This is a genomic window from Gammaproteobacteria bacterium (genome assembly GCA_029881255.1).
In the GTDB taxonomy this organism is placed as follows: Bacteria; Pseudomonadota; Gammaproteobacteria; order S012-40; family S012-40; genus JAOUMY01.
In genome coordinates, this window is the sequence record JAOUMY010000001.1 from 135,625 (window position 1) to 160,410 (window position 24,786).

General features: G+C 48.8%; 27 protein-coding genes and 1 pseudogene. 3 read left to right on the top strand and 25 right to left on the bottom strand.

Features of this window, described 5'->3' with window-relative positions; translation table 11 throughout:
- Positions 1-34: 34 nt before the first annotated feature.
- Complete coding sequence (locus tag OEZ43_00580; protein ID MDH5544053.1) at positions 35-1,300, bottom strand: multifunctional CCA addition/repair protein; 1,266 nt, start codon at positions 1,298-1,300, stop codon at positions 35-37.
- A gap of 197 nt (positions 1,301-1,497) precedes the next feature.
- Between OEZ43_00580 and OEZ43_00585 the strand changes: the two genes are divergently transcribed.
- Positions 1,498-2,595 carry an aminopeptidase gene (locus tag OEZ43_00585; protein ID MDH5544054.1) on the top strand — a complete coding sequence of 366 codons (1,098 nt, stop codon included), beginning with the start codon at positions 1,498-1,500 and terminating at the stop codon, positions 2,593-2,595.
- Here the strand turns inward: OEZ43_00585 and OEZ43_00590 are convergent.
- The 10 genes from OEZ43_00590 to OEZ43_00635 all read right to left on the bottom strand — a co-directional run bounded on the left by OEZ43_00590 (position 2,588) and on the right by OEZ43_00635 (position 12,324).
- Entirely contained in the window at positions 2,588-3,001 is a 414-nt protein-coding gene (locus tag OEZ43_00590; protein ID MDH5544055.1) for a ClpXP protease specificity-enhancing factor, read from the bottom strand. The two genes, OEZ43_00585 and OEZ43_00590, sit on opposite strands and share 8 nt — an antisense overlap.
- An 8-nt stretch (positions 3,002-3,009) precedes the next feature.
- Positions 3,010-3,630 carry a glutathione S-transferase N-terminal domain-containing protein gene (locus OEZ43_00595; protein MDH5544056.1) on the bottom strand — a complete coding sequence of 207 codons (621 nt, stop codon included), beginning with the start codon at positions 3,628-3,630 and terminating at the stop codon, positions 3,010-3,012.
- A 120-nt stretch (positions 3,631-3,750) separates the two neighbouring features.
- A complete protein-coding gene (locus OEZ43_00600) occupies positions 3,751-4,785 on the bottom strand; it encodes a hypothetical protein (GenBank protein ID MDH5544057.1) in 1,035 nt (344 codons plus the stop codon).
- 24 nt (positions 4,786-4,809) lie between these two features.
- Positions 4,810-5,364: a c-type cytochrome gene (locus tag OEZ43_00605; GenBank protein ID MDH5544058.1), complete on the bottom strand. Its 555-nt coding sequence runs from the start codon at positions 5,362-5,364 to the stop codon at positions 4,810-4,812.
- Positions 5,364-5,888, bottom strand: a complete 525-nt coding sequence (locus tag OEZ43_00610) for a DUF3341 domain-containing protein (GenBank protein MDH5544059.1) — start codon at positions 5,886-5,888, stop codon at positions 5,364-5,366. Before OEZ43_00610 ends, OEZ43_00605 begins: the two co-directional genes overlap by 1 nt.
- Positions 5,889-7,319 carry a polysulfide reductase NrfD gene (gene nrfD, locus OEZ43_00615; GenBank protein ID MDH5544060.1) on the bottom strand — a complete coding sequence of 477 codons (1,431 nt, stop codon included), beginning with the start codon at positions 7,317-7,319 and terminating at the stop codon, positions 5,889-5,891. It lies immediately after the preceding gene.
- 40 nt (positions 7,320-7,359) lie between these two features.
- Positions 7,360-8,223, bottom strand: coding sequence for a 4Fe-4S dicluster domain-containing protein (locus tag OEZ43_00620; GenBank protein ID MDH5544061.1), 864 nt, complete (start codon positions 8,221-8,223; stop codon positions 7,360-7,362).
- Between the two features lie 3 nt (positions 8,224-8,226).
- Entirely contained in the window at positions 8,227-10,425 is a 2,199-nt protein-coding gene (locus OEZ43_00625; protein MDH5544062.1) for a molybdopterin-dependent oxidoreductase, read from the bottom strand.
- 32 nt (positions 10,426-10,457) lie between these two features.
- A complete protein-coding gene (locus OEZ43_00630) occupies positions 10,458-11,030 on the bottom strand; it encodes a cytochrome c family protein (GenBank protein ID MDH5544063.1) in 573 nt (190 codons plus the stop codon).
- A 544-nt stretch (positions 11,031-11,574) separates the two neighbouring features.
- Entirely contained in the window at positions 11,575-12,324 is a 750-nt protein-coding gene (locus OEZ43_00635; GenBank protein MDH5544064.1) for a Nif3-like dinuclear metal center hexameric protein, read from the bottom strand.
- Between the two features lie 88 nt (positions 12,325-12,412).
- Here OEZ43_00635 and OEZ43_00640 point away from each other — a divergent pair, with 88 nt between their 5' ends.
- Both OEZ43_00640 and OEZ43_00645 read left to right on the top strand, forming a co-directional pair.
- Entirely contained in the window at positions 12,413-13,585 is a 1,173-nt protein-coding gene (locus OEZ43_00640) for a trypsin-like peptidase domain-containing protein (GenBank protein ID MDH5544065.1), read from the top strand.
- Between the two features lie 110 nt (positions 13,586-13,695).
- The gene (locus OEZ43_00645) at positions 13,696-14,526 is read left to right on the top strand and encodes a hypothetical protein (GenBank protein ID MDH5544066.1); all 831 of its coding nucleotides are present in this window, start codon (positions 13,696-13,698) and stop codon (positions 14,524-14,526) included.
- Positions 14,527-14,735: 209 nt separating this feature from the next.
- Here OEZ43_00645 and tatC read toward each other — a convergent pair.
- The 14 genes and pseudogenes from tatC to OEZ43_00715 all read right to left on the bottom strand — a co-directional run bounded on the left by tatC (position 14,736) and on the right by OEZ43_00715 (position 24,756).
- Positions 14,736-15,494: pseudogene (tatC, locus tag OEZ43_00650) on the bottom strand (twin-arginine translocase subunit TatC).
- A complete protein-coding gene (tatB, locus tag OEZ43_00655; GenBank protein ID MDH5544067.1) occupies positions 15,487-15,855 on the bottom strand; it encodes a Sec-independent protein translocase protein TatB in 369 nt (122 codons plus the stop codon). Before tatB ends, tatC begins: the two are co-directional and overlap by 8 nt.
- Before the next feature lie 17 nt (positions 15,856-15,872).
- Positions 15,873-16,124 carry a Sec-independent protein translocase subunit TatA gene (gene tatA, locus OEZ43_00660; protein ID MDH5544068.1) on the bottom strand — a complete coding sequence of 84 codons (252 nt, stop codon included), beginning with the start codon at positions 16,122-16,124 and terminating at the stop codon, positions 15,873-15,875.
- Positions 16,125-16,139: 15 nt separating this feature from the next.
- Positions 16,140-16,475 carry a phosphoribosyl-ATP diphosphatase gene (locus tag OEZ43_00665; protein ID MDH5544069.1) on the bottom strand — a complete coding sequence of 112 codons (336 nt, stop codon included), beginning with the start codon at positions 16,473-16,475 and terminating at the stop codon, positions 16,140-16,142.
- Complete coding sequence (gene hisI / locus OEZ43_00670) at positions 16,468-16,851, bottom strand: phosphoribosyl-AMP cyclohydrolase (GenBank protein MDH5544070.1); 384 nt, start codon at positions 16,849-16,851, stop codon at positions 16,468-16,470. Before hisI ends, OEZ43_00665 begins: the two co-directional genes overlap by 8 nt.
- Positions 16,851-17,624 (bottom strand): imidazole glycerol phosphate synthase subunit HisF, encoded by a 774-nt coding sequence (gene hisF / locus OEZ43_00675; protein MDH5544071.1) that lies wholly within the window; start codon positions 17,622-17,624, stop codon positions 16,851-16,853. Before hisF ends, hisI begins: the two co-directional genes overlap by 1 nt.
- Position 17,625: 1 nt before the next feature.
- Positions 17,626-18,366: a 1-(5-phosphoribosyl)-5-[(5-phosphoribosylamino)methylideneamino]imidazole-4-carboxamide isomerase gene (gene hisA / locus OEZ43_00680; GenBank protein MDH5544072.1), complete on the bottom strand. Its 741-nt coding sequence runs from the start codon at positions 18,364-18,366 to the stop codon at positions 17,626-17,628.
- A 362-nt stretch (positions 18,367-18,728) separates the two neighbouring features.
- Complete coding sequence (gene hisH, locus OEZ43_00685) at positions 18,729-19,367, bottom strand: imidazole glycerol phosphate synthase subunit HisH (protein MDH5544073.1); 639 nt, start codon at positions 19,365-19,367, stop codon at positions 18,729-18,731.
- Between the two features lie 7 nt (positions 19,368-19,374).
- On the bottom strand, positions 19,375-19,968 hold the full coding sequence (gene hisB / locus OEZ43_00690; GenBank protein ID MDH5544074.1) for an imidazoleglycerol-phosphate dehydratase HisB: 594 nt from the start codon (positions 19,966-19,968) through the stop codon (positions 19,375-19,377).
- A 121-nt stretch (positions 19,969-20,089) separates the two neighbouring features.
- Positions 20,090-21,160, bottom strand: a complete 1,071-nt coding sequence (gene hisC / locus OEZ43_00695; protein ID MDH5544075.1) for a histidinol-phosphate transaminase — start codon at positions 21,158-21,160, stop codon at positions 20,090-20,092.
- Positions 21,161-21,209: 49 nt separating this feature from the next.
- Positions 21,210-22,511 (bottom strand): histidinol dehydrogenase, encoded by a 1,302-nt coding sequence (hisD, locus tag OEZ43_00700; GenBank protein MDH5544076.1) that lies wholly within the window; start codon positions 22,509-22,511, stop codon positions 21,210-21,212.
- 3 nt (positions 22,512-22,514) lie between these two features.
- A complete protein-coding gene (gene hisG, locus OEZ43_00705; GenBank protein ID MDH5544077.1) occupies positions 22,515-23,165 on the bottom strand; it encodes an ATP phosphoribosyltransferase in 651 nt (216 codons plus the stop codon).
- 22 nt (positions 23,166-23,187) lie between these two features.
- Entirely contained in the window at positions 23,188-24,444 is a 1,257-nt protein-coding gene (murA, locus tag OEZ43_00710; GenBank protein ID MDH5544078.1) for a UDP-N-acetylglucosamine 1-carboxyvinyltransferase, read from the bottom strand.
- Positions 24,445-24,498: 54 nt separating this feature from the next.
- Positions 24,499-24,756: a BolA/IbaG family iron-sulfur metabolism protein gene (locus OEZ43_00715; GenBank protein ID MDH5544079.1), complete on the bottom strand. Its 258-nt coding sequence runs from the start codon at positions 24,754-24,756 to the stop codon at positions 24,499-24,501.
- Positions 24,757-24,786 lie beyond the last annotated feature (30 nt).

Consider the following 24,786-nt stretch of genomic DNA (forward strand, 5'->3'; position numbering starts at 1 on the left):
TCTCAAAATTCTCTGTTTAGCCTGGACCAACAATCTAAACATCGCTGATTAAGGGATTTGCCGCCCCATTGTCCCGCTTAACCATGGCGATTGCCTGGGCACGCGCGCGGCGTATGGCAATACCAATCTCTTTACCGGTCAGGCCTTCTTCCACAAACTGCCGTGTATTCACCTGACTGGCTGCCTCGAAACACAGGCGCAGATAATCTGCCTGGGGATAATCCCTGTCTTCATAGCCTGGTCGGCCACGATAGTCGGCAAGACAACTCAACAGGAATTGCTCCACTCGCTCCTTGCGCCGAAAGGCATCCATCGACTCAAACAACTCGAGCACAGTCACAGGTTTTAATTCAAACGCGCGCAAGGCAATACCATGTTTTTGCGCAACCACCAGCGCCATATCGCGATACTGGTTCGGCACATGTAAACGGCGACACAAAGCACGTATCGGTTTCACGCCTCTTGCTTCGTGACCATGATGTCTCGGCCATTCCTCCTGTGGCGTTTCGGCCTTACCAAGATCATGTAACAAGGCAGAAAAGCGTACGATAGCGTCATCCGAATGTCTGGCTGCCTGCTGCAAGACCATCATCGTATGTATACCGGTATCTACTTCAGGATGGAAATCCTTGCGTTGCGGTACGCCAAACAATTTGTCAATTTCCGGCATAATTCTGTTTAGAGCTCCACACTCCCGCAACACCTCAAAATAACTTGCGGGCGTTTTTTCGTTCAGCGCTTTATGGGTTTCTGTCCACACTCGTTCAGGTACCAAGTGATCGGCTTCGCCTTCGTCGACAATTTGCCGCATCAACGTCATGGTTTCAGGCGCAACGGTAAAACCCAGGTGATGAAATCGGGCGGCGAATCTGGCCACCCGTAAAATACGTAGTGGATCCTCGACAAATGCGGGTGACACATGGCGCAGCAGTTTTTTCTCCAGATCCTGTTGTCCACCGTATGGATCAATAAGCTCCTGCCTGTCGTTGAACGCCATGGCATTAATCGTCAAGTCGCGGCGAAGTAAATCGTCCTCTAATGTGACGCTGGGATCGGCGTGTACTTCGAAACCGGTATAGCCATGACCGGATTTTCGTTCGGTTCGCGCGAGCGCATACTCTTCCCGTGTTTCAGGGTGTAAAAATACAGGAAAATCCTTACCAACTTGGTGGTAGCCCTGGTCTAACAACTCATCGGCACTTGCACCAACAACCACCCAATCTCGTTCCTTGATCTCAAGACTGAGCAAATAATCTCGCACCGCGCCGCCTACCAGATAAACCTGAAAATGTTTATTCAATATCCGAAATTCCTATAACAAGTCACGTTCCGCTTTTTCAAAAAAAACATAACTTTACTTTCCAAGCGGCCGACAAAACCGAAACACGCCGGTCTATTTAGTCGTCATAAACATTACCATTCATCATGGAAAGTAAAAGGTTATACTTGCTGGTCCGATATAGAGTATACAACAAGGCAAGCACTTACTACCGGGCAATGAAAAAGCACATTATTAGAGCCATTTTTATCGTAGTAACAGCGTCGGTTTTGAACAGCTGTGGCTTGGCCTATTATTTTGAGCAGTCCATCCCAGGGCATTTCAGCCTGATGTTGAAGATGAAGGAAATCGACCTGGTTATCCGCTCAAACGTAAATGAAAACACGAAACAAAAATTAAAAACCGTCTTAAAAGCCCGCCATTTTGCCAGTACACATTTGTCTTTGCCGGAAAACGAGAGTTACACCTATTACGCTGATATAGACCGCCCTTATGTGACCTGGAATGTTGTCGCAAGTCCCAGCTTGTCACTTAAACCCAAAACCTGGTGTTACTTTATCATTGGGTGCGCAGTATATCGCGGTTACTTCAATGAAGAAGATGCAAAAGCTGAAGCGCAGTCCCTGGTCTTGCAGGGTTACGATGTTCACATAGGGGGAGCAACCGCATATTCAACCCTGGGGTTTTTTATCGATCCCGTCTTAAGCACTATGATCAAATGGCAGGATTTCCAGCTGGCAGGCATCATATTTCACGAGCTTTCACACCAGGAGCTCTATATTAAAAACGATACCGCGTTCAACGAAGCCTTTGCCACGTCGGTGGAATTGATTGGAACCACACAATGGATATTGTCTGAACAAGCTCACATGATGAATGAATTCCTGGCCGCGATCTCACGAGCTGAAGAATTCAGATTGCTCAAAAAATCTGTTCGGGACGAGCTGTCTACGCTGTACGAAAGCAATCAGAACACGGAATTCAAACTGGCCCGGAAAAAAGAAATTTTTCAAGAAATGCAGAAGGAATACGAACGCCTTAAAACCATATGGGGCAAGCCTTATTATGATTCATGGTTCAACATGCCACTCAATAATGCGCGCCTGATTTCAGATGCTGCCTATTGGCAACACGTACCAGCGTTTCTCGCGCTTTATGTTGACTCTAAGCTTGATTGGCGCACATTTTTCGAATCATGTAAGACCATTAGCGAATTAAACAAGAAAGAGAGGGAAGCGAGATTTCTGGAATTAGAAGCCAAAGGAGTAGGTCTGAACCAGATACTCGAGATCCTGCGACAAAATACGCCTACTTAACCAATTTAAGTTGAGGTTTACCCGCTTTGCTACCCGAGTCATCCCCATCACCTGGCGGATGATCAGGTGGCGTGGAACTTTCCGCAAAGACCATCCCCTGTCCATTTTCCCTGGCGTAAATTGCAAGGACAAAATCGATGGGAATTTCGATATAGAAGGGTGTGCCACTAAAGCGCGCAGAAAACGTCACCCTACTATTCTCTAGCAACAAATCACGCACAGCGAACGGGCTTAGATTAAGGACGATTTTGCCATTTTCGACAAACTGCCGCGGAACATTCACCCCTTCGCCGTTAGCGTCCACTATTATGTAGGGCGTCATATGATTGTCGACTATCCATTCGTGTAAACCACGCAACAAATAGGGCCGACTCGACGTCATGCTTGTGGCATCGTCGTCACTCATATTCGGTGTTACTTTCTGAGTACCTTTTCTTCTGACGACAGGCTATCGATAAAGCTCTCACGATTAAATACACGTTCCATATAAGCCGCAATAGCTTTCGAAGGAAGCTCAATTCCGTAGTGATCGAGACGCCAGAGTAACGGCGCGATACTGCAATCAACCAACGAGAACTCGTCACTCATGAAGTAGGGTTTAGCCTCGAAAACCGGCGAAATCGACATCACACTTTCGCGGAATTCCTTGCGCGCCTTGTCTTTTTTCGCCGCATCGCCAGATTCCAAATCAGTAACCAGCGAATACCAATCACGATCAATGCGGTACAACATCATCCGACTTCGGGCACGCGAAACTGGATCAACCGGCATCAGTGGCGGATGAGGAAAGCGCTCATCCAAATACTCCATAATGATTTGCGACTGGAATAGTACGAGATCTCTGTCGACTAACGTCGGCGTGGAGTTATATGGATTCAGATCGATTAAATCCTCAGGCAGGTTTCCCTCTGTGACCTCTTTCACCTCAAAGGTGACGTTTTTTTCATTCAGCACTATCCTTGCGCGGTGACTGAAAGGGTCTGTTGCCCCAGAAAACAAGGTCATGACTGATCGCTTACCCGTGGCCAGTGCCATTTGTGTCTCCTCAGTGAAAGCGTAACTTGTTGAAGTGTAGCGCAATACGACGATGTAAATAAAAAAGGCGCCTGGATAGAACCCAGGCGCCCGCGATTATAACATAGTTAAACCTTGTTTTTACGCGCTCTTCACCAATCCGAAGCGATGAAGTGACCAGCGCATCATGAATATCGCAACAGCGGCGATGAGCAGCGTTGCGACGATGTCCAGAGGACCGGTCATCGGGATATGGTAGTGCTCGGGCGCGGTAGAACCAGAAATCCAGGTATAGCGCTCCAACCAGGTACCAATCACGATGCTGCACGCAATTGCCAGCGTCCAGGTAGGCGTATTACGTGTACGGGCAAAGATCAATGAAGTAAATGGTATAACAAACTTCATTGCCAGGAAGGTCCACCATACGCCACTCAAACCGTTATCCATCATATTGCGGAAACGTACGATTTCTTCTGGAAGGCGGCCGTACCACATAACCAGATATTGAGTGAAGTACAGATACGTCCACAGTATGGTAAACGCTAACATCATCTGCGCCAGGAAGTTCAAGATGTAATCGGGGACTTCTTCCTTCAACTTGCCAGAACGCTTGACGAAGAATAGGAATATTGCAAAAAACGCGAGGAAAAAGTGAAAATTACTCACGAAGTGATAAGCGCCATAGCTCGCACTGTGCCAGCTCGGGATTTGAGTCATTTCGAAATCCCAGCCAACCATAGTGGCGTAAAGGACATAACCAAAAGGAATCAACAGCGCAACATTCCGAAACCGACGCTGGGCCTCATAACTGGAGTCGATAGTTGCAGCGTGCTGGTATTTGATAAACAGCCCATACAGACCTGCAATGATCAGAAAACCAACAATCTGACGAGTCACCAGGAATGAGTAGTTATGCCAACCTGGCAGATGGTGCTCAGGATCGTGAGGTTGACCCATCCACAAAAAGGTATTGTCCCCATTCACGAGCAAAATAATTAACAGACCAAATGCAACCGGTAATAAGGCTGCAAGAGAAACTGCAAGAAAACGCACTTTGTAACGCCACTTGGCATTGGCCAGATGTAACAAGGCTGCCAAGGTCACACCATTCAGTGCGATATAGAGAATGAGTAAAAAGTTCGTCGTTAAAACGGACCAGCTACCGAAGCTTTCCATATCGTATCCTACCCTACTTTTTGTTTATTGCGCGCTGGCAGTGCTACGACCTGCCGCGTCCTTAACCAGTTGGTTCTTGACGTAGTTAACTACGTACCAACGCTCCTCTGGAGACAAATCGTTTGAACCACGCTTGTCGTCACGACCAGATGGGGTACCGTAGGCAGGCATGATGGCACTACCAAAGGTAATTGTTCCCCAGATCCAGCCTTCGGTCAGAGATTGTTGAACGTATTCACTGGTCAGATCGATTGCACCGATGCGCTCGCTAACAGGCGTCGTTGCCTTGCCGTCGTAGCCGTGGCATGCGGAACAATAGATACCAAACAGGTCTCGACCCTTCTTTATCGTTGCTTCGGAAACCGGAATTGGACTCTTAAATTTCTCAGCTTCTTCGCGCGTTTTGACCGTAGTCGGAACACCGGTTACCGGAACAGAACGCTTAGGAAACGCCGCCGGTGGGCCTTCCTGTGGCTTAATGCTCGGCTGGTTCATCATGTCAGTAGACCAGGGCCAGGCAAAGACTTGTGTGGGCAAAATAATCGCCGCTGAAATGAGTATCAGTTTTCTTATCTTCATCAGACTTTCTCTTCCCTTAATTCCACTGCCTTGTTTCCGTTGAAGAACGAACGTGCGCTATCGAGCTGCTTGTCTTCAACCTCGACAATCAAACCAACCTGATCAACCGTCAACTTTTCGCTATACAAGGTATCGCGTTTCTTCAACAGACCTGCAAGGAACAGGAAGGTGAAAACAGTCGTCCAGACCCCGAAGAAAATCAGCATTTCGTACATCAAAACGAAGTTACTGGGAAAAGGAACTACCGGCTTACCACCCTGTGGCTGCACCAGGAACGAGGCCTGGGCAGACGACAGGAAAAAGAAACCGAAAGAAACGCCAAACAAGGCACCAATGAATGTAAATTTTTGAACATTCACCGGACGCTGTCCGAGTATCTCATCTATGTCCGGGTGTTCGATAGGCGACATCACTGTCAAGTCGTCAACCGTAGAACCTTTTAGCTTTCCGGCTTTGACTTCATTGATACATGCAATTGCGTCATCGAAGCCTTTAAACATTGCCAAAATACGATGTGTCGCCATTTACGCACCCTCCAGACCAGGAGTTCCACCTACAGGTTTAGAACTCGTTGCACCACTCTTACGCGCTGCTGCTTCGCGCTTTTCTTCTTCAATCTCATGCTTCAGATGGAATTGAAGTTCCTTGACCTCGTACATAGACATGGCAGGGAAGAATTTACAGAACACCAGGAACAATAGTGAGAACCAGCCAAAGCTGCCAAACACGATTGCCCATTCGATTACTGTTCCCCACAACACGTCCCACTGATGCGGCTGATGTGACATAGCCAGTGTAGGCGCGACGATCATCCAGCGCTCTACGAACATCCCTATCTGAAGAACAATAGAGACAACGAACATGATCGGCATACTTCGACGCCAACTCTGAAAGGCCAGCGCGAACGGTGCCACCGATCCGCAGAATATCATCGTCCAGAACACCACCGCATACGGCCCGGTTGCTTTATCTATGAGCAATTCCTTGTCGTAGATATTGTGTCCGTACCAGGTAGAACCGAACTCGATCAGGTTCAGGTAAGTCCATACCATCGCAATGGCGAAAGTCAGCTTGGTGGTTTTTTCCATGATGTTAAGCGTCATGTATTCTTCCCAACGGTAGAAGTAACGCAGAACAACAAACAGAGTCATAATCGCCGCACAACCGGAATACAAAGCACCCGCTACGAAGTAGGGTGGGAAGGTTGTAACGTGCCAGCCAGGCATGATCGACATGGAGAAGTCTGACGATACGATGGAGTGTACTGAGATCGCCAGCGGGATAAGGAAACACGCCATCAACATATACGTCTTGCGGAAGTTACGCCATTGACGGTCGTCACCTTGCCAGCCTAGTGCAAGAATTCCGTATGCCTTCTTGCGCCAGCCCTTGGCATGGTCACGCAGAATCGCCATATCTGGAATCATACCGATAACCAGGAACAACGCTGATGCAGACAGGTAGGTACTGATTGCAAATGCGTCCCAGCTCAATGGTGAACGGAAGTTTGGCCACACACCACGATCAGACACATAAGGTAGTACCCAGTACAGGTTCCATACACGACCCAAGTGGATCATCGGGAAGAAACCTGCCGTCATCAACGAGAACGTCGTCATGGCTTCGGCAAAACGATAAATCGGTTTACGCCACTGTGCATGAATAATATGCAGTATCGCAGACAGCAAGGTACCGGCATGGCTCATACCGATCCAGAATACGAATGTCGCGATATACATGTCCCACATGTGTGGATTGTTCAGACCGGCAGAACCCATACCATATTTGTACTGGTAAATTTCCGCAGCCACCGCACAGGAAATCATGGCAACGCACACTGCAAACGTCGTCCACCACAATTTACCCGGTGCTGTTAATGTCCGCAGAACATCGTGGTTGATCTGCGTCCACTTCAGATTTTCATCGATTATCTTGTCTTGTATTACTTGACTCATGGCGATTCCTTTAATCTTCTAGACCATGTTCTATTCAACGTTAAACTTCTGTCTCACGTACCCGTTCGAGGTACATGATAGAAGGATCGACGTTCAGTTCGTCGAAGACGCGGTAACCACGTTTTTCCGGATTTGCCTTTGGTTCTTTTGTTGTATATGGACCACGTTTGACTTCCTGTTTTTTCCACAGCTGTGTCACCCTGCTGTTCGGATCCATGGTGTCACCAAAGACAATGGCGTTGGTCGGACAGGCCTGAGCACAGGCAGTGACAACATCACCATCCTGTAGCGCTCGTCCTTCACGTTGGGCCTTGTCTTTCGCGGTACGGATACGCTGGACACAGAAAGTACACTTTTCCATTACACCCTTATCACGAACCGAAAGATCAGGATTCAGTTGCTGATTCAAAGGTTCTGGCCATGAATTAAAATTTTCAGGTCCTGATGGCTGATAGTAAGACCAGAAATTAAAGTAACGTACGCGGAACGGGCAGTTATTCGAACAATAACGTGAACCGATACAGCGGTTATAAACCTGAGCATTCAGTCCGTCCGGCGTATGATATGTCGCCGCTACTGGACAGACCGGTTCGCAGGTTGCGGCGCCGCACTGCTGACAAAGCATGGGTAGAAACTGCGCACCTTGCTCTGGAAAGTCTTGATCATCATCTTCCCAGTAACGCTCGATACGCATCCAGTGCATAGCCTGACCGCGTTCAAAACGTTCTTTACCTACGATTGCTAGATTGTTTTCCGCATAACACGCTGTTGAACAGGCATTACAGCCGATACAAATATCCAGATCGATTGCCATTGCAAAGCGGTGTTCATATGTATGATGCCCACCATCTTCAGCGTCCTTACGAAAACTAGAGAGATTTTCGAGTACATTTTTAAACGACATACCTTAGGCCTCCTCTGTACGTCGCAAGACATCGGCGGAGACCGTGCGCACAAAGCGACGACCCATTTGTGTCTCACTTCCACCCATCTTGACCAGAACCTGATGCTTAGTGGTTTTTTCCACTTTTACGCGGGTCCCATGAGTGGCAATTTCACCGGTTTTCTTATCCGCCAGCGCGTCCATGATAGCCATAGGACTAACGCCGCGGTCTTTAGCATAACGACCATAAGCGGTATGCCCCTGCCCCATAGGCAAAGCAATCGCTTCGGGATGAATACCTTTATGTGTGTAAACCTGCGCTTCGACCGAACCGCTGGCTGAAGTAATCTTCACAACGTCGCCGTTATGAACACCGAGTTCCGCAGCAGTCTTAGGGTGTAATTCTGCCCAAGATCCCCAAACCACTTTAGATATCTGATCCGGCGCTTCCTGCAGCCACGGTAGGTTTGCATGGCGTCCATCCCATAAACCCAAGCGCGCGGATGGCACCAGGTGCATAGGAAAATCAGTACGCTTTTCGTGTCCGGCTACATTTGCAACGCTCATGTTAACCGTAAGCTTACCCTTAACGCCTTTGGCTTCGACTACGCCTTTCTGTAAAAGATTGTTCCAGCCGCTATCAGAACCCAGACCACTTGCCACAGACGCAGGCATATTCTTCGCGGCGGTACGCAAATAAGAATAGTAATCATTGAACTGTTTGTAACCGGCATCTTTCGCCTTTAACAGGCCAAGCATGACGTCACCGAAACCACGAGTATCTTTATGCAGCGGTTCCATCAGAGGCTGCTGGAAGCTCAATGACGCAGTTCCGTTTTGATAAGCAGCAACATGAGTACCCCAGTCTTCCAAATAAGAATGAAGAGGCAATACCACATCAGCCTTCAGAGTTGTCTCATCTGGGAATGAGGACAGCGCGACTTTGAACTTTACGCGCTCAATGTTTTCTTCAATGTTGAGCGCTTTCGGCGCGTTAAAGACTGGGTTTGCACCATAGAAGAACATGGCATCAAAACGTCCGGCAGCCAGGCCTTTCGCCAATTCACGAATATCAGAAGTGCCGCCACTTTTCGCTTGCAAAGCGCCTTCAGGAAAACTCGTTCCGGCTTCGATTGTATTGCCAACTGCGCCAGTAATTATGTTCAGCAACATTGCCGCGGATACGGATTCATAGCCATGTTCGTGACCGGCTGTTGAAGCCCCTGCCAATACCAATGCTGGCGAATGTTCACCGAGAAGACTGGCAATGCGCTTGATCTTGCTGGCCGCAATACCTGTAATTTCCTCGACCTTCTCAAGATTGTACTGCGCCAGTTTGCTCTTCACGTCTGCAGATACGTCAACCTTGTTCCAGCCGCGTTCGACGATGAAATTAGCAACACCCAATGCCAGCGCGCCTTCAGAACCTGGATTAGCGGTTAACCACAAATCCGAGTTACCACCCGTAATCGTCATTCTTGGTTCAACTGTAATCAAAACGCCGCGCTTACCTTTGCGGAATTTTGCATATTCACCCGCCATCATAACGGGGGACATCCAGGTTCCCAGGAAATCTGCACCGAGTGACAAAATTGCTTGCGCTTTATCGATGCGCAGTCTGGGCATGCTGTCACCCAGCATGTCGCCACAAACTTTTTGCCAGATGGTGGTATTGATTGTTTCATACACAACATGGTTACGCGAACCGACAGCCTTCAGGTATTCGGAAACCAGAACAGACTGGTGACCACTTATTGATCCTGTCACGAAGGCAAAACGATTTCCCGAAACGCCACTCATACGCTTGCCTATTTCACCCAGGGCTTCTTCCCAACTGGCAGGCTGCAAGTTGTTACCCTTACGCACCATTGGCACGGTTATGCGATCGGGATTATAGTGGCCTTGAACACCTGCTTGACCCATCATGCAAGTCTTGCCGTTATTTACAGGTGAATCAGGGTTACCTTCAATTTTCAGCACACGTCCTTCACGAACACGTCCATGAACGCCGCAACCGGCATCGCACTGTGTACACGTCGAGGCGTACCACACACCAATGCCGGGAATAACATATTCTTCTGGTAACAGATAAGAAACGACTTCTTCCTTGCCTTCTTCCAACGTAATCGTGGTCGGCAAATCACACCCGGTCAGCGCGGTGCCAGCACCACCCCAACCGAGCATCTTCAAAAAACTTCTGCGATTAACTTTCACGCTTTTCATATTGCTCACCTTTGTAATCTTTCGCAACGCCGCTACTTATGACACTTCCAGCAGTCACCCGGACCACCATTGGCTTGATGGCATCGCTGGCAGAATCCCATATTCAACGGCTTTTTCTTTTCCGCGACCGTCATTTCACGGATTTCGCCGTGACAAAGACCACAAACCTGCTGAACGTCTTCTACCGGAAAATCAGCGTTAAATACAAAACGTTTTATGTGTTTTTCATGAGTGAAGTGCACGTAGTCTGGTACGTCATGCACTTTCTTCCAACGGGGCGATTCACCTTTTTCCCAGTATTCGGTCAAGGTTTGAATACGCGGCTTGTCTGTCGCGATCACAGAGTGACAGCCCATACACTTACTGGTGGGCGGAATGCCGGCAACCTTACTGCGACGTGCATAGGTGTGACAGTACATGCAGTTGATCTTCATGTCCTTCACGTGCCGATTATGCGGAAACTCAATCGGCTGAGGGACATTCTCACCCTGATGTTCACCGACAGGCGGTTTGATATGCGCCGGAACAGGCAGCTCGGCCATAGCCGAAATCGGCATTAATAACACCGCCGCCAGCAATGCAAATATAGACAAAAAACTACGCATCTTCACGGTCCTTTCTGCTCCTTTTGTATGTCTGATTCGAAAAACAGGCAAACCAGAAAAAAACTTTTTCGCTTGCATACTCCATCCTCAAATAGATTGTGCAACCACAATCAAATCCTCAAAAAAAGAAAAACCTCAACCGCAATGTCTCATGCAGTTTTAAAAATACTTCTCAACGATTAGCGCCAGGGCCCTAGACGTAATAACGCACACTCCCGTGCGCTAATGGGCCGTACTGATATGTATCGCTGACTATTGAGATCCCCCCTCTTGCTTTCAGCAAAAACTCAATATCAGAAAATGCTTATTAATTAACTATAGCGAGATATCAAAGAAATCTATGTGGCTAAGGATGCTAGTCTAAGTCCAAGCGAATTGTCAACGAGTTTAAAAAAATAATTCGAGCAATTTAGTGCGTTAATTCTTTCTCGCAATCACACAAAAAGATTACGCAAAAGCAACCACCTACAAAATTAGCAACCACTAACGACACACATACGGCGCTGCTTTTTATTTAATAGTTACTAATATTCTTTTTTTATGGTCAAACCGGATTAGGAATGTCAACAAAAGTATGTTTTATAGCGAAGTGATTCGATAGATGTTCACCTAAGGCCTGAACACCGTAGCGCTCAGTTGCATGATGACCTGCTGCAAAAAAATCCACTCCGCATTCCTTTGCTAAATGATAATTTTGTTCTGAAACTTCACCTGTAATATAGGCATCAACGCCTGCAGCAATTGCATGCTCAAAATAATTTTGAGCTCCACCGCTACACCATGCTACCGATGAAATCAGTTGTTTTCCGCCAGATATATGCAGCGCGTCACGCGAAAATTGTGTGGACAGATGTTGTGCAAAGGCATCGGCTGACAAAGGCTTTTGCAGTTGCCCATACATAACCAATTCTGCACTATCTAACGTACCGAGCATGGTAATACCGAGCTTGTGCGCAAGTTGTGCGTTGTTACCATAAACCGGGTGCGCATCCAGAGGCAAATGATACGCAAGCAAATTGATATCAGCCTGCAATAATAACTGTACACGCCGACGCTTTATTCCCGTGATGGCAGGGTCTTCACTGCGCCAGAAATATCCGTGATGCACCAACACCATATCAGCATCTGCTTCTATAGCCTTTTCAAGCAATGCCTGCGAAGCCGTAACGCCTGAGACAATATGACCGACCTCGCTACGACCTTCGACCTGCAAACCATTGGGGCAATAGTCCTTAAATTTACCAATATCGAGCAAATGATTTGTATAGCGAACAATTTCGCTTGTTGATGCCATGCCCTTCCTTCCCGTGGTTCTATGAATATTTCATGTATCCTATATAAGTTTTTGGTAAAGTGTCGATAAGCTTTCCAGAGGCCCTACTATGACAGACGACCAGCGCGACCCAGAAACCATCAGAACCCTGATCAAGTATACATTGATCGGTGTTGCCGCTGCGTTTGTAGTGGCCTACTTCCTTGGGTCCAAGCCCGATGTAAGTTTTAATGAGGTTTCAGTCGACGACGCAAAAGATCTGCTGTCATCCTATCGAGAACAACAGAATAGCGTCATCTCTTATTCAAAGGCAGTAGATTTTGCTGCAACATCGGTTGTGAACATTTATACAACCAAGAAAATGCCAGAGAAGAATTTCGAAGATGATCCCGTTTTTCGACGTTTCTTCGACGAAGACTACCCTCTAATTCCGAAAGAACGACTCGAAACCAGCCTTGGTTCGGGCGTAATTATCAGCGATCAGGGATATATTCTCACCAATCACCATGTCATACAGGGCGCAGATGAGATACAGGTTGCGCTAAAAGACGGACGCAATTCCGCAGCCAGCGTAATAGGCACCGATCCCGAATCTGATATTGCGGTATTAAAAGTCGCTATTGGTGCCTTGCCCACGATTACACTCGGTCAGTCTGACCTGATCCAGGTCGGTGACGTTGTGCTTGCCATAGGCAATCCTTTCGGCGTCGGTCAAACGGTCACAATGGGTATCATCAGTGCGACGGGGCGGGATCGCCTCGGTCTGAGCACATTTGAAAATTTCATCCAGACCGATGCAGCAATAAACCCTGGTAATTCCGGTGGCGCTTTGGTTAACGCATTTGGACATTTAATCGGTATCAATACCGCGATATTCAGTCGCAGCGGCGGATCGCAAGGCATAGGCTTCGCCATTCCTGTCAATTACGCGAAAGAAGTCACTGAACAAATCATCGAACACGGCCATGTTATACGCGGCTGGCTTGGCATAGAGATTCAAGGCGTAACGCCGGCACTAGCCGAGTCATTCGGTTTAAGAAGCGTGAAAGGTGTTATAGTAGCCGGTGTGTTACGAGATGGGCCGGCCGACTCTGCCGGAATGAAACCTGGTGACATCATTGTTGAAATCAATGGTGATGAGATTGCGGACGGCAAACAGGCACTGAATGAGATAGCCAAATCCAAACCAGGCTCTGTAATAGAAATAGACGTTTTGCGCCGCGGTGAACGCATCGCTCTAAAAGCAAAAACAGCGCAACGTCCATTGCCTAAATTTAACTGAAACAAGAAAGCGCGAACAAGAAGATTGATCCGGGCAATTAGCGCCGATCAAATCTGCCAAACAGATTGCCCGCGACTTTATTGGCAGCTTTCAATAGCAATGAGGTACCAGTGAATAAAGCGGCACTTCTAGCATTATTCGTATGCTGTTATCTGTTGTCGAACACCTCGATGGCCATAGACAGTGGCAATCTATACCGCTTTGATAACAAGTTTAACTACCACTTCTCTGTGATACTCGAAGAGGAAATCCGCACCTTGGATATCACCTCCTCAGGCATACTCCAGGGTGTAGATAGCCTGTTTTTGGACCCGGCAAATCCCTTCACCGGAAGCAAGCTAACTGGCGATATCACAAGCTACAACCTGTTGTTGCGGGGAAATATGTATTTTGGCGAAGACATGAGTGTATTCGCCGATGTTGGACTATTTAACGATGTACAGGCCGTTGTTCACGCACCTTTTTTTGCTGGTGGTGGAGGCCGAATTACACAGGAAGTATATCCTGACACCTTTATTAGCGTTTATGGCAAGGCCTACGTTACGGATTTTTATCGCTATCAACTACATATCGATCTTGGTGAAAAATGGGGCGACTATCTGGCCTCATTTGACGGACGCATCTATATGGCTGTAGCGGGTGCTGTCGTTACCAATCACATTAAACTGGAAACGATAGAGCTATTTCCTTACATAGGGGCTGAGGCTTCATTCGTCCGTAGCTCAAGTGAAGTTTCTGATTTTCGCGTACCGGGAGCAACCACCACACTCATTAACAGAATAGACAGAGACAAACGCAATGCGCAGCTCGCCCAAGAACACCTTTTTCATTTAGTTATTGGCGCAACAATCAAGCGTCACAATCAGGCCACAATACGCGTGGAAACAAAGGTCGCGCCTGGAGAAGGTACTTTATCGCTCGGGATTGGAATGTTTTTGTAATCAGACGCTAGAAATTACGGCTTCTTGTCATCATGCTCATCCGACTCGGCGCGATCAAACTCACGCTCAAACTCTTCGTCCGTCATTTCATATTCATCGCCATGGTATTGCTCCCATGTGTCCGGGTGTTCTTCCGCAAAACGCTCTTCTGCCTCGGCTACAGTTTCCGGTTCTTTCGTCGTGACAGGTTCAGTGGCCTTTTCCTTTATTGCATTTTCTTCTTCTGGCAGTTCTTCCGATTTGCGCACAAAGGCACGTGAGAAAAATAGTCCCATCTCAAACAAGATGATCATCGGAATCGCGAGCAGCGTTTGAGATATAGCATCCGGTGGCGTTAACAACATACCGATTACAAACGCACCGACGATTATGTATGGCCGCTTCTTTTTAAGATCTTCTGGCGTCGTCACGCCTATCCACACCAGTACGATAGTCGCGATAGGTACCTCGAAGGCCAAACCGAAAGCAAAAAACATTTTCAACACGAAATCCAGATACTCGCTGATATCCGTCATCACCGTCACGCCTTCTGGCGCTGCACTGGTAAAGAATCCAAACACGAGCGGGAATACCACGTAGTAGGCGAATACCGCGCCTAGATAGAAAAGCAAGGTGCTGGAGGCCAGCAAAGGAAACACCATGCGACGTTCATGGCGATACAAGCCGGGAGCAACAAATCCCCAGGCCTGAAACAAAATCCACGGCATGGCCAGAAAGATAGATAACACCATCGTTAGTTTAAACGGCGTAAAAAATGGCGATGCGACTTTAGTCGCTATCATAGAAGCGCCTTCCGGCAGATGTGCCAGCAAAGGCGCAGCAAGTATAGTATAGAGTTGGTTGGCAAACGGAACGCAGGCAAGAAAAATAATCAGTATGCCTACAACAGCCTTCATAAGTCGATTTCGTAATTCAATCAGGTGAGATACCAACGGCATTTCCGACTGAGGTATCGACGGTTTAGCCATTGGTTTTCTGCTCTTGCTGTTGCTGCTGTTCAGATTCTATCTTTGACTTTACTGAAACCGGCTGGGGGCTCGCTTTAGGGGCATCATTTTTTTCGGATTGTTCTATTTCCGGCATGAGTCGCCGAGCTTCGAGCTCGGTATGGCGCTTTACAATTTCTTCCTGCTCTTCCATCAAACGCTTGAGCTGTTCCGCCTTATCAACTTCGGACTGAATTTCACTTTTGACATTGGCAGCCATCTGCCTGGCCCGACCCAACCAATAGCCGGTACTCTTGATCAATCCAGGCAAACGCTCGGGACCGACCACGACCAGCGCGACCACTCCGATTAGGCAGAGCTCCCAAAATCCGATATCAAACATATCGCGTGTCGCTCAGTTCAGCTTTTGTCCTTGGATTCGGCTTTTGTTTCTTCGCGTTTAGTCACCTCAACGTCAATGACGTCACTGGCGCTTTTCTGTTCAATACGATCTTTTTCTTTTTCCGCGTTTTCGCCATCTTTCATCGCAGAACGAAAACCTTTGACCGCAGTTCCAAGATCAGAACCTACGGTTCTCAATCGCTTGGCGCCAAACAATACCAGTACGATTACCAAAACAATCAATAATTGCCAGATGCTAATTCCACCCATCTCACTTCTCCAATATCAATGTTTATTCGATATATTACGCGACGCCTTTTCTTCCAGGCCAGACAGGCCCAAACGACGCTCCAATTCTTTTAATACGTCTTGAGGGCCTAAACCCTGCTCCGATAGCAACACCAGGCAGTGAAACCACAGGTCTGCCATTTCGTAAATCAGCGCCTTTGGATTGCCTTCTTTGGCGGCGATTATTGTCTCAGCAGACTCTTCACCGATTTTTTTTAAAATGGTATTGGTGCCTTTCTTATACAAACTCGCCACGTAGGACGAATCCGATGATGCATTCTTGCGTTCTTCAAGCACTCTTGCGAGGGCCATCAGAATATCTGACTCAGCCATAGATTTCACCCGGGTCTTTTAACACCGGCTCCACTTCGTTCCAGTTGTCGCCATCGAGGCGTTTAAAAAAACAGCTTTCTCTACCGGTATGGCAGGCTATTCCACCCTGCTGTTCTATCTTCAACAGCACTACGTCGTTATCACAATCAAGACGTATCTCTTTGACCTTTTGCACATGCCCGGAGGATTCGCCTTTATGCCACAATTTGTTGCGGCTACGGGAAAAATACACCGCTTCGTTCTTCTCACGGGTTAACGACAGTGACTCACGATTCATCCACGCCACCATCATAATCTTGCCTGTCTCCGCATCCTGCGCGATCGTGGGCACAAGGCCTTTGTCATCCCATTTGACCTCGTCGAGCCAATCCGCCATTACAACCTTACCTCAATACCCGCCGCCTGCATGTGACGCTTGGCCTGTTCGATAGTGTATTCACCGAAGTGAAAAATACTCGCGGCAAGAACCGCATCGGCGCCGCCTTTAATTACGCCATCGGAAAGATGATCAAGATTACCAACGCCACCAGAGGCAATCACCGGCACGCTCACCGCATCACTAATCGCACGCGTCAGTTCGAGATCAAAACCGATTTTGGTACCGTCTCTGTCCATGCTGGTTAATAAAATTTCACCCGCGCCATTGCTAACCATTTTCTGCGCCCACTCGATGGCATCGAGTCCGGTAGGCTTGCGTCCACCATGGGTAAAGATTTCCCAACGCTTAGGTTCACCTTCTGCCGAAACTTTTTTCGCATCGATGGCAACAACAATACATTGCGCGCCGAACTTGTCTGAGGCCTCTTTGACGAAATCCGGATTAAACACCGCTGCAGTATTTATTGACACTTTGTCCGCACCGGCGTTCAACATGCGACGTACGTCTTTGCTTTCACGAATACCGCCACCAACGGTGAGCGGTATAAACACTTCGCTAGCGACTTGTTCAACCACGTGCACCATCGTCTCGCGTTGATCAGAGCTGGCGGTAATATCTAAAAAGGTTATTTCATCCGCACCCTGTTGGTTATAACGCTTGGCGACTTCCACCGGATCTCCGGCATCGCGGATGTCGACGAAGTTTACGCCTTTCACCACACGGCCAGCATCGACATCAAGACAGGGAATAATGCGTTTTGCTAGTGTCACGTTAATTTCCGTTCAATGAATCCGCGAGCTTTTGAGCTTCTACGAAATCGAGTGTACCTTCATAAATTGCGCGGCCAGTAATGACGCCAGTAATACCCTCACCTTCGACAGCACAAAGATTGCGAATATCATCAAGATTGGTTACACCGCCGGAGGCAATCACGGGTATGGTTATTGCCCGCGCGAGTTCTACGGTTGATTCCATGCTCACACCGCTCAACATGCCGTCACGGCCGATGTCGGTGTAAATGATACTGTTCACACCCATGCGCTCGAAGCGCTGCGCCATATCGATGACGTCGTGGTTTGATAGCTTTGACCAGCCGTCTACCGCGACTTTTCCATTCTTTGCATCCAAACCGACAATGACGTGATTGGGAAACTCAATACACAGGTCTTCAACAAAGTGTGGTGAGTTTACGGCCTTGGTGCCGATGATTACGAATTGAACGCCAGCATCGAGATAGGCTTGCACGGTCTCTTCATCGCGTATGCCGCCGCCCACCTGTACAGGTACGTCGGGGAAGGCGGAAGTAATCTCTTTGATTACCGGTGCGTTCATGGGTTTGCCTGCAAATGCGCCATTTAGATCAACCAGGTGTAGACGACGCGCGCCTTTTTCCACCCACTGCGCAGCCATTTGTACTGGGTCATCACCATAGACTGTCGCGTCGTCCATTTCCCCCTGACGTAGACGAACACACTTGCCGTCTTTCAGATCAATTGCGGGAATGATTAGCATTTTTGTGTTTCCTCGTTCATTGTGCCTTGGGTCGTTGCTTTGGGAAGGGGTAGACGTTTGCAAAACTCGCTGTGAATACATCCATGTAAGCTCGACGGCCGCGTCCATGCGGCCGACGGTTTTGCAAACGTCTACCCCTTCCCAAAGCAACTAGTTCAGTGGTAATCCCACAACAACTAAAACCGCTTTTTGCAACTCACGATGAGTCGCCACTGAGTCTCTAAATCAGCTAGTTTAGTCAGAGGAGAAGGTTCGCTTTTTTGAAACCGACGGCCGCATGGACGCGGCCGTCGAGCTTACATGGATGTATTCACAGCGAGTTTCAAAAAAGCGAACCTTCTCCTCTGACTAAACTCTCCTACTTACGGAGACCAGGTCGTAAAATTCTTTAACAATTGCAAACCAGCGTTGTGACTCTTCTCCGGATGAAACTGCACCGCAAATAAATTATCGCGATACAAAGACGCAGCGAAGCTTTTACCGTAGTCACAACTACCCGCAATAATGCTTTCATCCTGTGGCTCACAGTAATAACTATGCACAAAATAAAAACGTGTATCCTGCTCAATACCCGACCACATCGGATGATCTACACGTTGGCGTACCTGATTCCAGCCCATGTGCGGAACCTTTAACCGCTGGCCGCTAGCATCACGCATATCCGTACCGAAGAAACGCACCTTGCCTGGAAACACACCCAGACACTCAGTGTTATCGTTCTCCTCACTCATATCCATCAAGGCCTGCATGCCCACGCAAATCGCAAACACCGGACGCGAATCAATCGCGCGACGAATCGCTGCATCGAGTTTCAATTCTTTCAGCCCTGCCATACAGTCACGCATCGCGCCCACACCAGGAAAGAGCACACGATCCGCCGCATCCACAATCGCGGGATCACTCGTGACGGTAATTTTGTGACCATCGGCAACATGTTCAAGCGCTTTGGCAACCGAGTGCAGATTGCCCATGCCGTAATCAATAATCGCTATGCTGGACATAATCGTATTACAAGCTGCCCTTGGTTGAGGGAATCACACCAGCCATACGCTCATCGCGCTCCAGCGCAAAACGCACCGCGCGACCGAAGGCCTTGAAAATGGTTTCAGCGATGTGATGCGAATTACGTCCGCGCAAATTATCGATGTGTAGCGTCGCCTGGGCGTGATTGACGAAGCCCTGGAAAAATTCGAAAAACAGCTCGGTATCGAAGGTACCGATGGAACCCGCCGGGAATTGCGCATGGAATTCCAAACCAGGTCGGCCAGAAAAATCGATAACCACGCGACTGAGCGCCTCATCCAAGGGCACATAGGCGTGACCATAGCGACGAATGCCTTTTTTATCACCAATCGCCTTGGCAACTGCCTGGCCAAGCGTAATACCGATATCTTCCACGGTGTGGTGCGCATCGATGTGTAAATCACCCTTGGCTACGATGTCGATATCCATCATGCCGTGACGGGCGATCTGATCCAGCATGTGCTCCAGAAAGGGCACGCCAGTATCGAAGGTTCCCTTACCCTGGCCATCCAGGTTCACCGAAACCTTGATCTGGGTCTCGAGGGTGTCGCGCTTTACCTCGGCTTTGCGTTCAGCCATTGTCGATTACCTTTTTGAAATCTCTCTGGACACTGACAAGCAGTGTCTCTACATATATATAGTATGTCCGCGAAGAACAGGAGCTACTGCCGCTGAGAAAACACATGGTCACCATGTTTTCCTACACCAGTTGTGCCAAAGCCTCCATAAAAGCGGCATTTTCCTCGGGTTTGCCAACGGTAACCCGCAGACAGTCTTTTAGCAAGCCGCCCGCCGGGTTGAGGTTTTTAATCAATATCCCGCGATCTTTCAAGCCCTGAAAGATATTATTGGCCTTCCCTTCGGGGGTGCGCAGCAAAATGAAGTTGGCCTGGCTGTCGAAGACTTGTACAGGCAGAAGCTTCAAGCCATCCAGCATTTTGCCTCTTTCAGCACGGATGTTCGCTGTTTGCTGGTCAAAAACCGCCTGATGGCGCAGGGCGAAGGCCGTAGTCTGCTGGGTCAAGGTGTTTATATTATAAGGAAGGCGGACCTTATCAAACTCGCTAATCCAGTCACGGCTACCGAATAACAGACCTAGGCGCAGACCCGCCAGCCCCATCTTGGAGAAGGTGCGCATCACCACAAGATTATCGTATAGGCCTAGATCATTGAGATAACTGTCGTCGGCGAAGGCGTTATAGGCCTCGTCCACTACCACCAGGCCAGGTGTTGCCTGGATAATTTGATCAATTACCTCGCGATCCCACAGATTACCCGTCGGATTATTCGGATAGGCGAGAAATACCAGTGCTGCCTGGGTTTCTTCAATTGTGCTCAGCATGGCATCCAAATCGAGGGAAAAATCTGTTTTAAGAGGTACGCCGCGATAAGACATGCCGCAGAAGGTTGCAATCATCTTGTACATCACGAAACTAGGCTCTGGTGCTAGCACCGTTCTTCCCGCTTCGGCGACAGCCATTGCCATAATCTGGATGAGTTCATCAGAGCCGTTACCAAACATCAGCTGCACACTGTCCGGCAGATCTAATTGTTCGCGAATTTGGTGTGATAACATTTGAGCCGCCGGGTCCGGGTAGCGATTAACACTGGTGTTCGCCAACTCGGCCTGCCACTCACGCAACATGGCCTCATCCCAAGTGTAGGGATTCTCCATGGCATCGAGCTTGATCATGCCACTAGCGTCGGCGACATGATAGGCGGACAAGGCCTGGATGTCGGGGCGTATCAATTTTTTGGTGAAATCACTCATGGGTTTTAGCGTAGGGCACATTCGAGTGCCTAATAAAACGACACCTATCCTACTTGTGCATGCGGTACTCAGCCGATCGCGCGTGGGCGGTCAGGCTTTCGCCGCGGGCCAGTTTTGAGGCAATCTTACCCAGTTCTGCCGCACCCTGTTGCGAAACCATAATCAGGCTTGAGCGTTTCTGGAAATCATAAACACCTAGCGGTGAACTAAAGCGCGCTGTTCGCGATGTGGGTAAAACGTGGTTGGGACCAGCGCAGTAATCACCAAAGGCCTCGGCGGTATAGCGTCCCATAAAGATCGCGCCCGCATTACGAATCTTTTCGACATAACTCATGGGATCTTCGACAGACAATTCCAGGTGTTCAGGCGCGATAAAATTCGAGACCTCGGCCGCCTCATCAAGATTTTTCACCTTGATCAGCGCGCCACGATTGGTCAGCGACTCAGTAATGATGTCTTTGCGTTCCATCTCCTGAGACAGACGATTTATGCTTTCCTGCACCGCGTTGATGAAATCTTCATCATCGGTAATCAATATCGCCTGGGCATCTTCGTCGTGCTCGGCCTGGGAAAACAAGTCCATGGCTATCCAGTCCGGATCGGTCTTGCCATCGCAAATCACCAGGATTTCCGAAGGACCGGCAATCATATCGATACCGCAAGTACCGTAGACCATGCGCTTGGCGGTGGCAACATAGATATTGCCAGGACCAACGATTTTGGCCACTGCGGGTATAGTTTTGGTCCCATAGGCTAAGGCGCCTACAGCCTGTGCACCACCAACCGCAAAAACTCTATCGATGCCAGCTACTGCCGCCGCGGCCAATACCAATTGATTCTTTTCGCCATCCGGTGTCGGAACGACCATGATCAATTCGGGCACACCAGCGACTTTCGCTGGAATCGCATTCATCAAAACCGACGAAGGATAGGCCGCCTTTCCGCCAGGGACATAAAGCCCGGCGCGATCTAAAGGCGTAACCTTCTGGCCAAGCATGGTGCCGTTGTCTTCGGTATAACTCCAGGATTCACCGACCTGACGTTCGTGGTAAACGCGAATACGTTCGGCAGCCTGTTCCAGCGCCTTGCGTGTCTCTCCATCAAGGCGTGTTAATGCCTGATGCAATTCGTCCTGTGAAATCTCCAAATCGTGTATCGACTTGGCCTGCATGCGATCGAAACGATTGGTGTATTGCACGACCGCGGCATCACCACGAGTACGCACCTCGGTCAACACCTGTTTAACGGTATCATTGACGCGATCATCGGATACCCCTTCCCAGGAAATCAGTGTTTCCAGGTCCTGCCAAAAATACGTATCGCTTGAATCTAGTCGGCGTATATCAATCATGTATCACCCCTGGGCTTTGACCATGCGGTCAACCGCCTCACTCAAATGCTGAATAAAGGCCTTTACGGTATTGGATTTCATTTTCATCGAGGCCTTGTTAACGATAAGACGAGAACTGATGTCGGCAATCTCTTCCATCGGTTCCAGACCGTTTGCGCGCAGTGTGTTGCCAGTGTCGACCACGTCAACTATCGCATCGGCCAATCCAACAATAGGCGCAAGTTCCATAGAACCGTAGAGCTTAATGATTTCGACCTGCTGACCTTTGGACGCATAAAATGCCTTTGCAGAATTGACATATTTGGTGGCGACTTTGAAACGCGTTCCTGTGGGTTTGTGTTTCGGATCGCCGGCCGTCATCAGTTTGCATTGTGCAATCTGCAAATCCAAAGGCTCATAAATACTGTCGCTTGGGTGTTCAAGCAACACATCTTTACCCGCCACGCCAATATCCGCCGCGCCATAGGCAACGTATGTCGGTACATCTGAGGCGCGCACGATGACGATTTTTACGTTGTCGAGATTGGTAGGCAAAATCAGCTTACGACTTTTTTCCGGATCTTCGGCAGGCTCTATTCCTGCGTGGGCCAGAAGCGGAACGGTTTCTTTATAAATGCGTCCCTTGGACAGGGCAATAATGATGTTGTCTTTCATGAGTCTTTACTTTGTTCAGGCGCTATGGAACGCGACGAATATTCGCCCCCAGCATAGCCAGTTTTTCTTCAATGCGCTCATATCCGCGATCAATGTGGTAAATACGTTCGACTAAGGTATCTCCCTCCGCCTTGAGTGCCGCCAAAACCAGGCTGGCCGATGCGCGCAGATCGGTCGCCATAACCGGCGCTGCGGTCAAACGCTTTACGCCTTTAACAATCGCGGTATTCCCTTCAAGTCGAATATCGGCACCCATGCGCTGTAGTTCCTGCACGTGCATGAAGCGATTTTCAAATACGGTTTCAGTTACCGTGGCAACGCCATCGGCTATTGCGTTCAAAGCAACAAATTGAGCCTGCATATCGGTCGGAAACGCCGGATGCGGCGCGGTATGAATATCTACTGCCTTGGGACGCTTACCTTGCATATCCAGACTAATCCAGTCTTCGCCAATCTCAATTTTGGCACCGGTTTCTTTCAGTTTCGCCAGTACGGAATCCAGGCAATCCGGATCTACATCTTTTAATTTGACGTGCCCGCCAGTAATGGCTGCACCGACCAGATACGTCCCGGCTTCGATACGATCAGGAAGCACCTTATGGTGGGCACCTTTCAGGCGTTCAACACCCTCAACAACAATAGTGTCTGTGCCCGCACCGGTAATTTTCGCGCCCATCTTGATCAGGAAATTCGCCAGATCAACGACTTCAGGCTCGCGTGCGGCGTTTTCCAGTATGGTGGTTCCTTCCGCCAGGGTTGCCGCCATCAATAAATTCTCGGTACCGGTTACGGTCACCACATCCATATATATACGGGCGCCTTTTAGGCGTTTGCACTCTGCACGGATATAACCGTTAGACACATCGATCGTGGCTCCCATTTCCTGGAGCCCTTTGATATGTAAATTCACTGGGCGGGTACCGATTGCGCAACCACCTGGCAGGGACACTTCTGCCTGACCAAAGCGTGCGACCAATGGACCTAACACCAATATCGATGCACGCATGGTTTTGACTAGCTCATAGGGGGCAACGCGGCTAGTCACATTGCTGGCATCTACCTCGATACTCATTTTCTCGTCGACAATGAGTTGCACACCCAAACGGCCCAGCAATTCCATGGTGGTAGTCACATCCTGGAGATGTGGCACATTGGCAATAACCGAAGGCGTCTCTGCCAATAAAGTGGACGCCAATATCGGCAAAGCGGCATTTTTTGCCCCCGAAATGCGTATCTCGCCGTTGAGCTGTTGCCCGCCACTGATAACTAGTTTATCCATAGCTGATCCGGTTAATTATGAGGATTGATTTTCATTTCAGGCAGTTAGATCCGCTTATATGACATTCTGCTTATCAGGGAATGCCTGCCATTGTTCTGGTGTAAATGATTTGATGGAAAGGGCGTGAATCTCGCCGCTGGCGATCTTTTCCCCAAGACAGGCATAGACCATGCGCTGCTGCGCCAGTTTGTTCTTGCCCTCAAACGCGGGGCTGACAACTCGCACACGGGCATTACAACCTTCACCGGCAACCTCAACATCGGCTTCCGGTATACCATTTTCGATCAAGCGTTTGATATCAGAGACTTCCATTACACCATCCGAACCCGGTAAACACAGCGG

Coding starts and splice junctions, on each gene's coding strand:
- OEZ43_00585 (MDH5544054.1), top strand. CDS start 1,498: ATGAAAAAGCACATTATTAGAGCCATTTTTATCGTAGTAACAGCGTCG.
- OEZ43_00590 (MDH5544055.1), bottom strand. CDS start 3,001: ATGAGTGACGACGATGCCACAAGCATGACGTCGAGTCGGCCCTATTTG.
- OEZ43_00595 (MDH5544056.1), bottom strand. CDS start 3,630: ATGGCACTGGCCACGGGTAAGCGATCAGTCATGACCTTGTTTTCTGGG.
- OEZ43_00600 (MDH5544057.1), bottom strand. CDS start 4,785: ATGGAAAGCTTCGGTAGCTGGTCCGTTTTAACGACGAACTTTTTACTC.
- OEZ43_00605 (MDH5544058.1), bottom strand. CDS start 5,364: ATGAAGATAAGAAAACTGATACTCATTTCAGCGGCGATTATTTTGCCC.
- OEZ43_00610 (MDH5544059.1), bottom strand. CDS start 5,888: ATGGCGACACATCGTATTTTGGCAATGTTTAAAGGCTTCGATGACGCA.
- nrfD (MDH5544060.1), bottom strand. CDS start 7,319: ATGAGTCAAGTAATACAAGACAAGATAATCGATGAAAATCTGAAGTGG.
- OEZ43_00620 (MDH5544061.1), bottom strand. CDS start 8,223: ATGTCGTTTAAAAATGTACTCGAAAATCTCTCTAGTTTTCGTAAGGAC.
- OEZ43_00625 (MDH5544062.1), bottom strand. CDS start 10,425: ATGAAAAGCGTGAAAGTTAATCGCAGAAGTTTTTTGAAGATGCTCGGT.
- OEZ43_00630 (MDH5544063.1), bottom strand. CDS start 11,030: ATGCGTAGTTTTTTGTCTATATTTGCATTGCTGGCGGCGGTGTTATTA.
- OEZ43_00635 (MDH5544064.1), bottom strand. CDS start 12,324: ATGGCATCAACAAGCGAAATTGTTCGCTATACAAATCATTTGCTCGAT.
- OEZ43_00640 (MDH5544065.1), top strand. CDS start 12,413: ATGACAGACGACCAGCGCGACCCAGAAACCATCAGAACCCTGATCAAG.
- tatB (MDH5544067.1), bottom strand. CDS start 15,855: ATGTTTGATATCGGATTTTGGGAGCTCTGCCTAATCGGAGTGGTCGCG.
- tatA (MDH5544068.1), bottom strand. CDS start 16,124: ATGGGTGGAATTAGCATCTGGCAATTATTGATTGTTTTGGTAATCGTA.
- OEZ43_00665 (MDH5544069.1), bottom strand. CDS start 16,475: ATGGCTGAGTCAGATATTCTGATGGCCCTCGCAAGAGTGCTTGAAGAA.
- hisI (MDH5544070.1), bottom strand. CDS start 16,851: ATGGCGGATTGGCTCGACGAGGTCAAATGGGATGACAAAGGCCTTGTG.
- hisA (MDH5544072.1), bottom strand. CDS start 18,366: ATGCTAATCATTCCCGCAATTGATCTGAAAGACGGCAAGTGTGTTCGT.
- hisH (MDH5544073.1), bottom strand. CDS start 19,367: ATGTCCAGCATAGCGATTATTGATTACGGCATGGGCAATCTGCACTCG.
- hisB (MDH5544074.1), bottom strand. CDS start 19,968: ATGGCTGAACGCAAAGCCGAGGTAAAGCGCGACACCCTCGAGACCCAG.
- hisC (MDH5544075.1), bottom strand. CDS start 21,160: ATGAGTGATTTCACCAAAAAATTGATACGCCCCGACATCCAGGCCTTG.
- hisD (MDH5544076.1), bottom strand. CDS start 22,511: ATGATTGATATACGCCGACTAGATTCAAGCGATACGTATTTTTGGCAG.
- hisG (MDH5544077.1), bottom strand. CDS start 23,165: ATGAAAGACAACATCATTATTGCCCTGTCCAAGGGACGCATTTATAAA.
- murA (MDH5544078.1), bottom strand. CDS start 24,444: ATGGATAAACTAGTTATCAGTGGCGGGCAACAGCTCAACGGCGAGATA.
- OEZ43_00715 (MDH5544079.1), bottom strand. CDS start 24,756: ATGGAAGTCTCTGATATCAAACGCTTGATCGAAAATGGTATACCGGAA.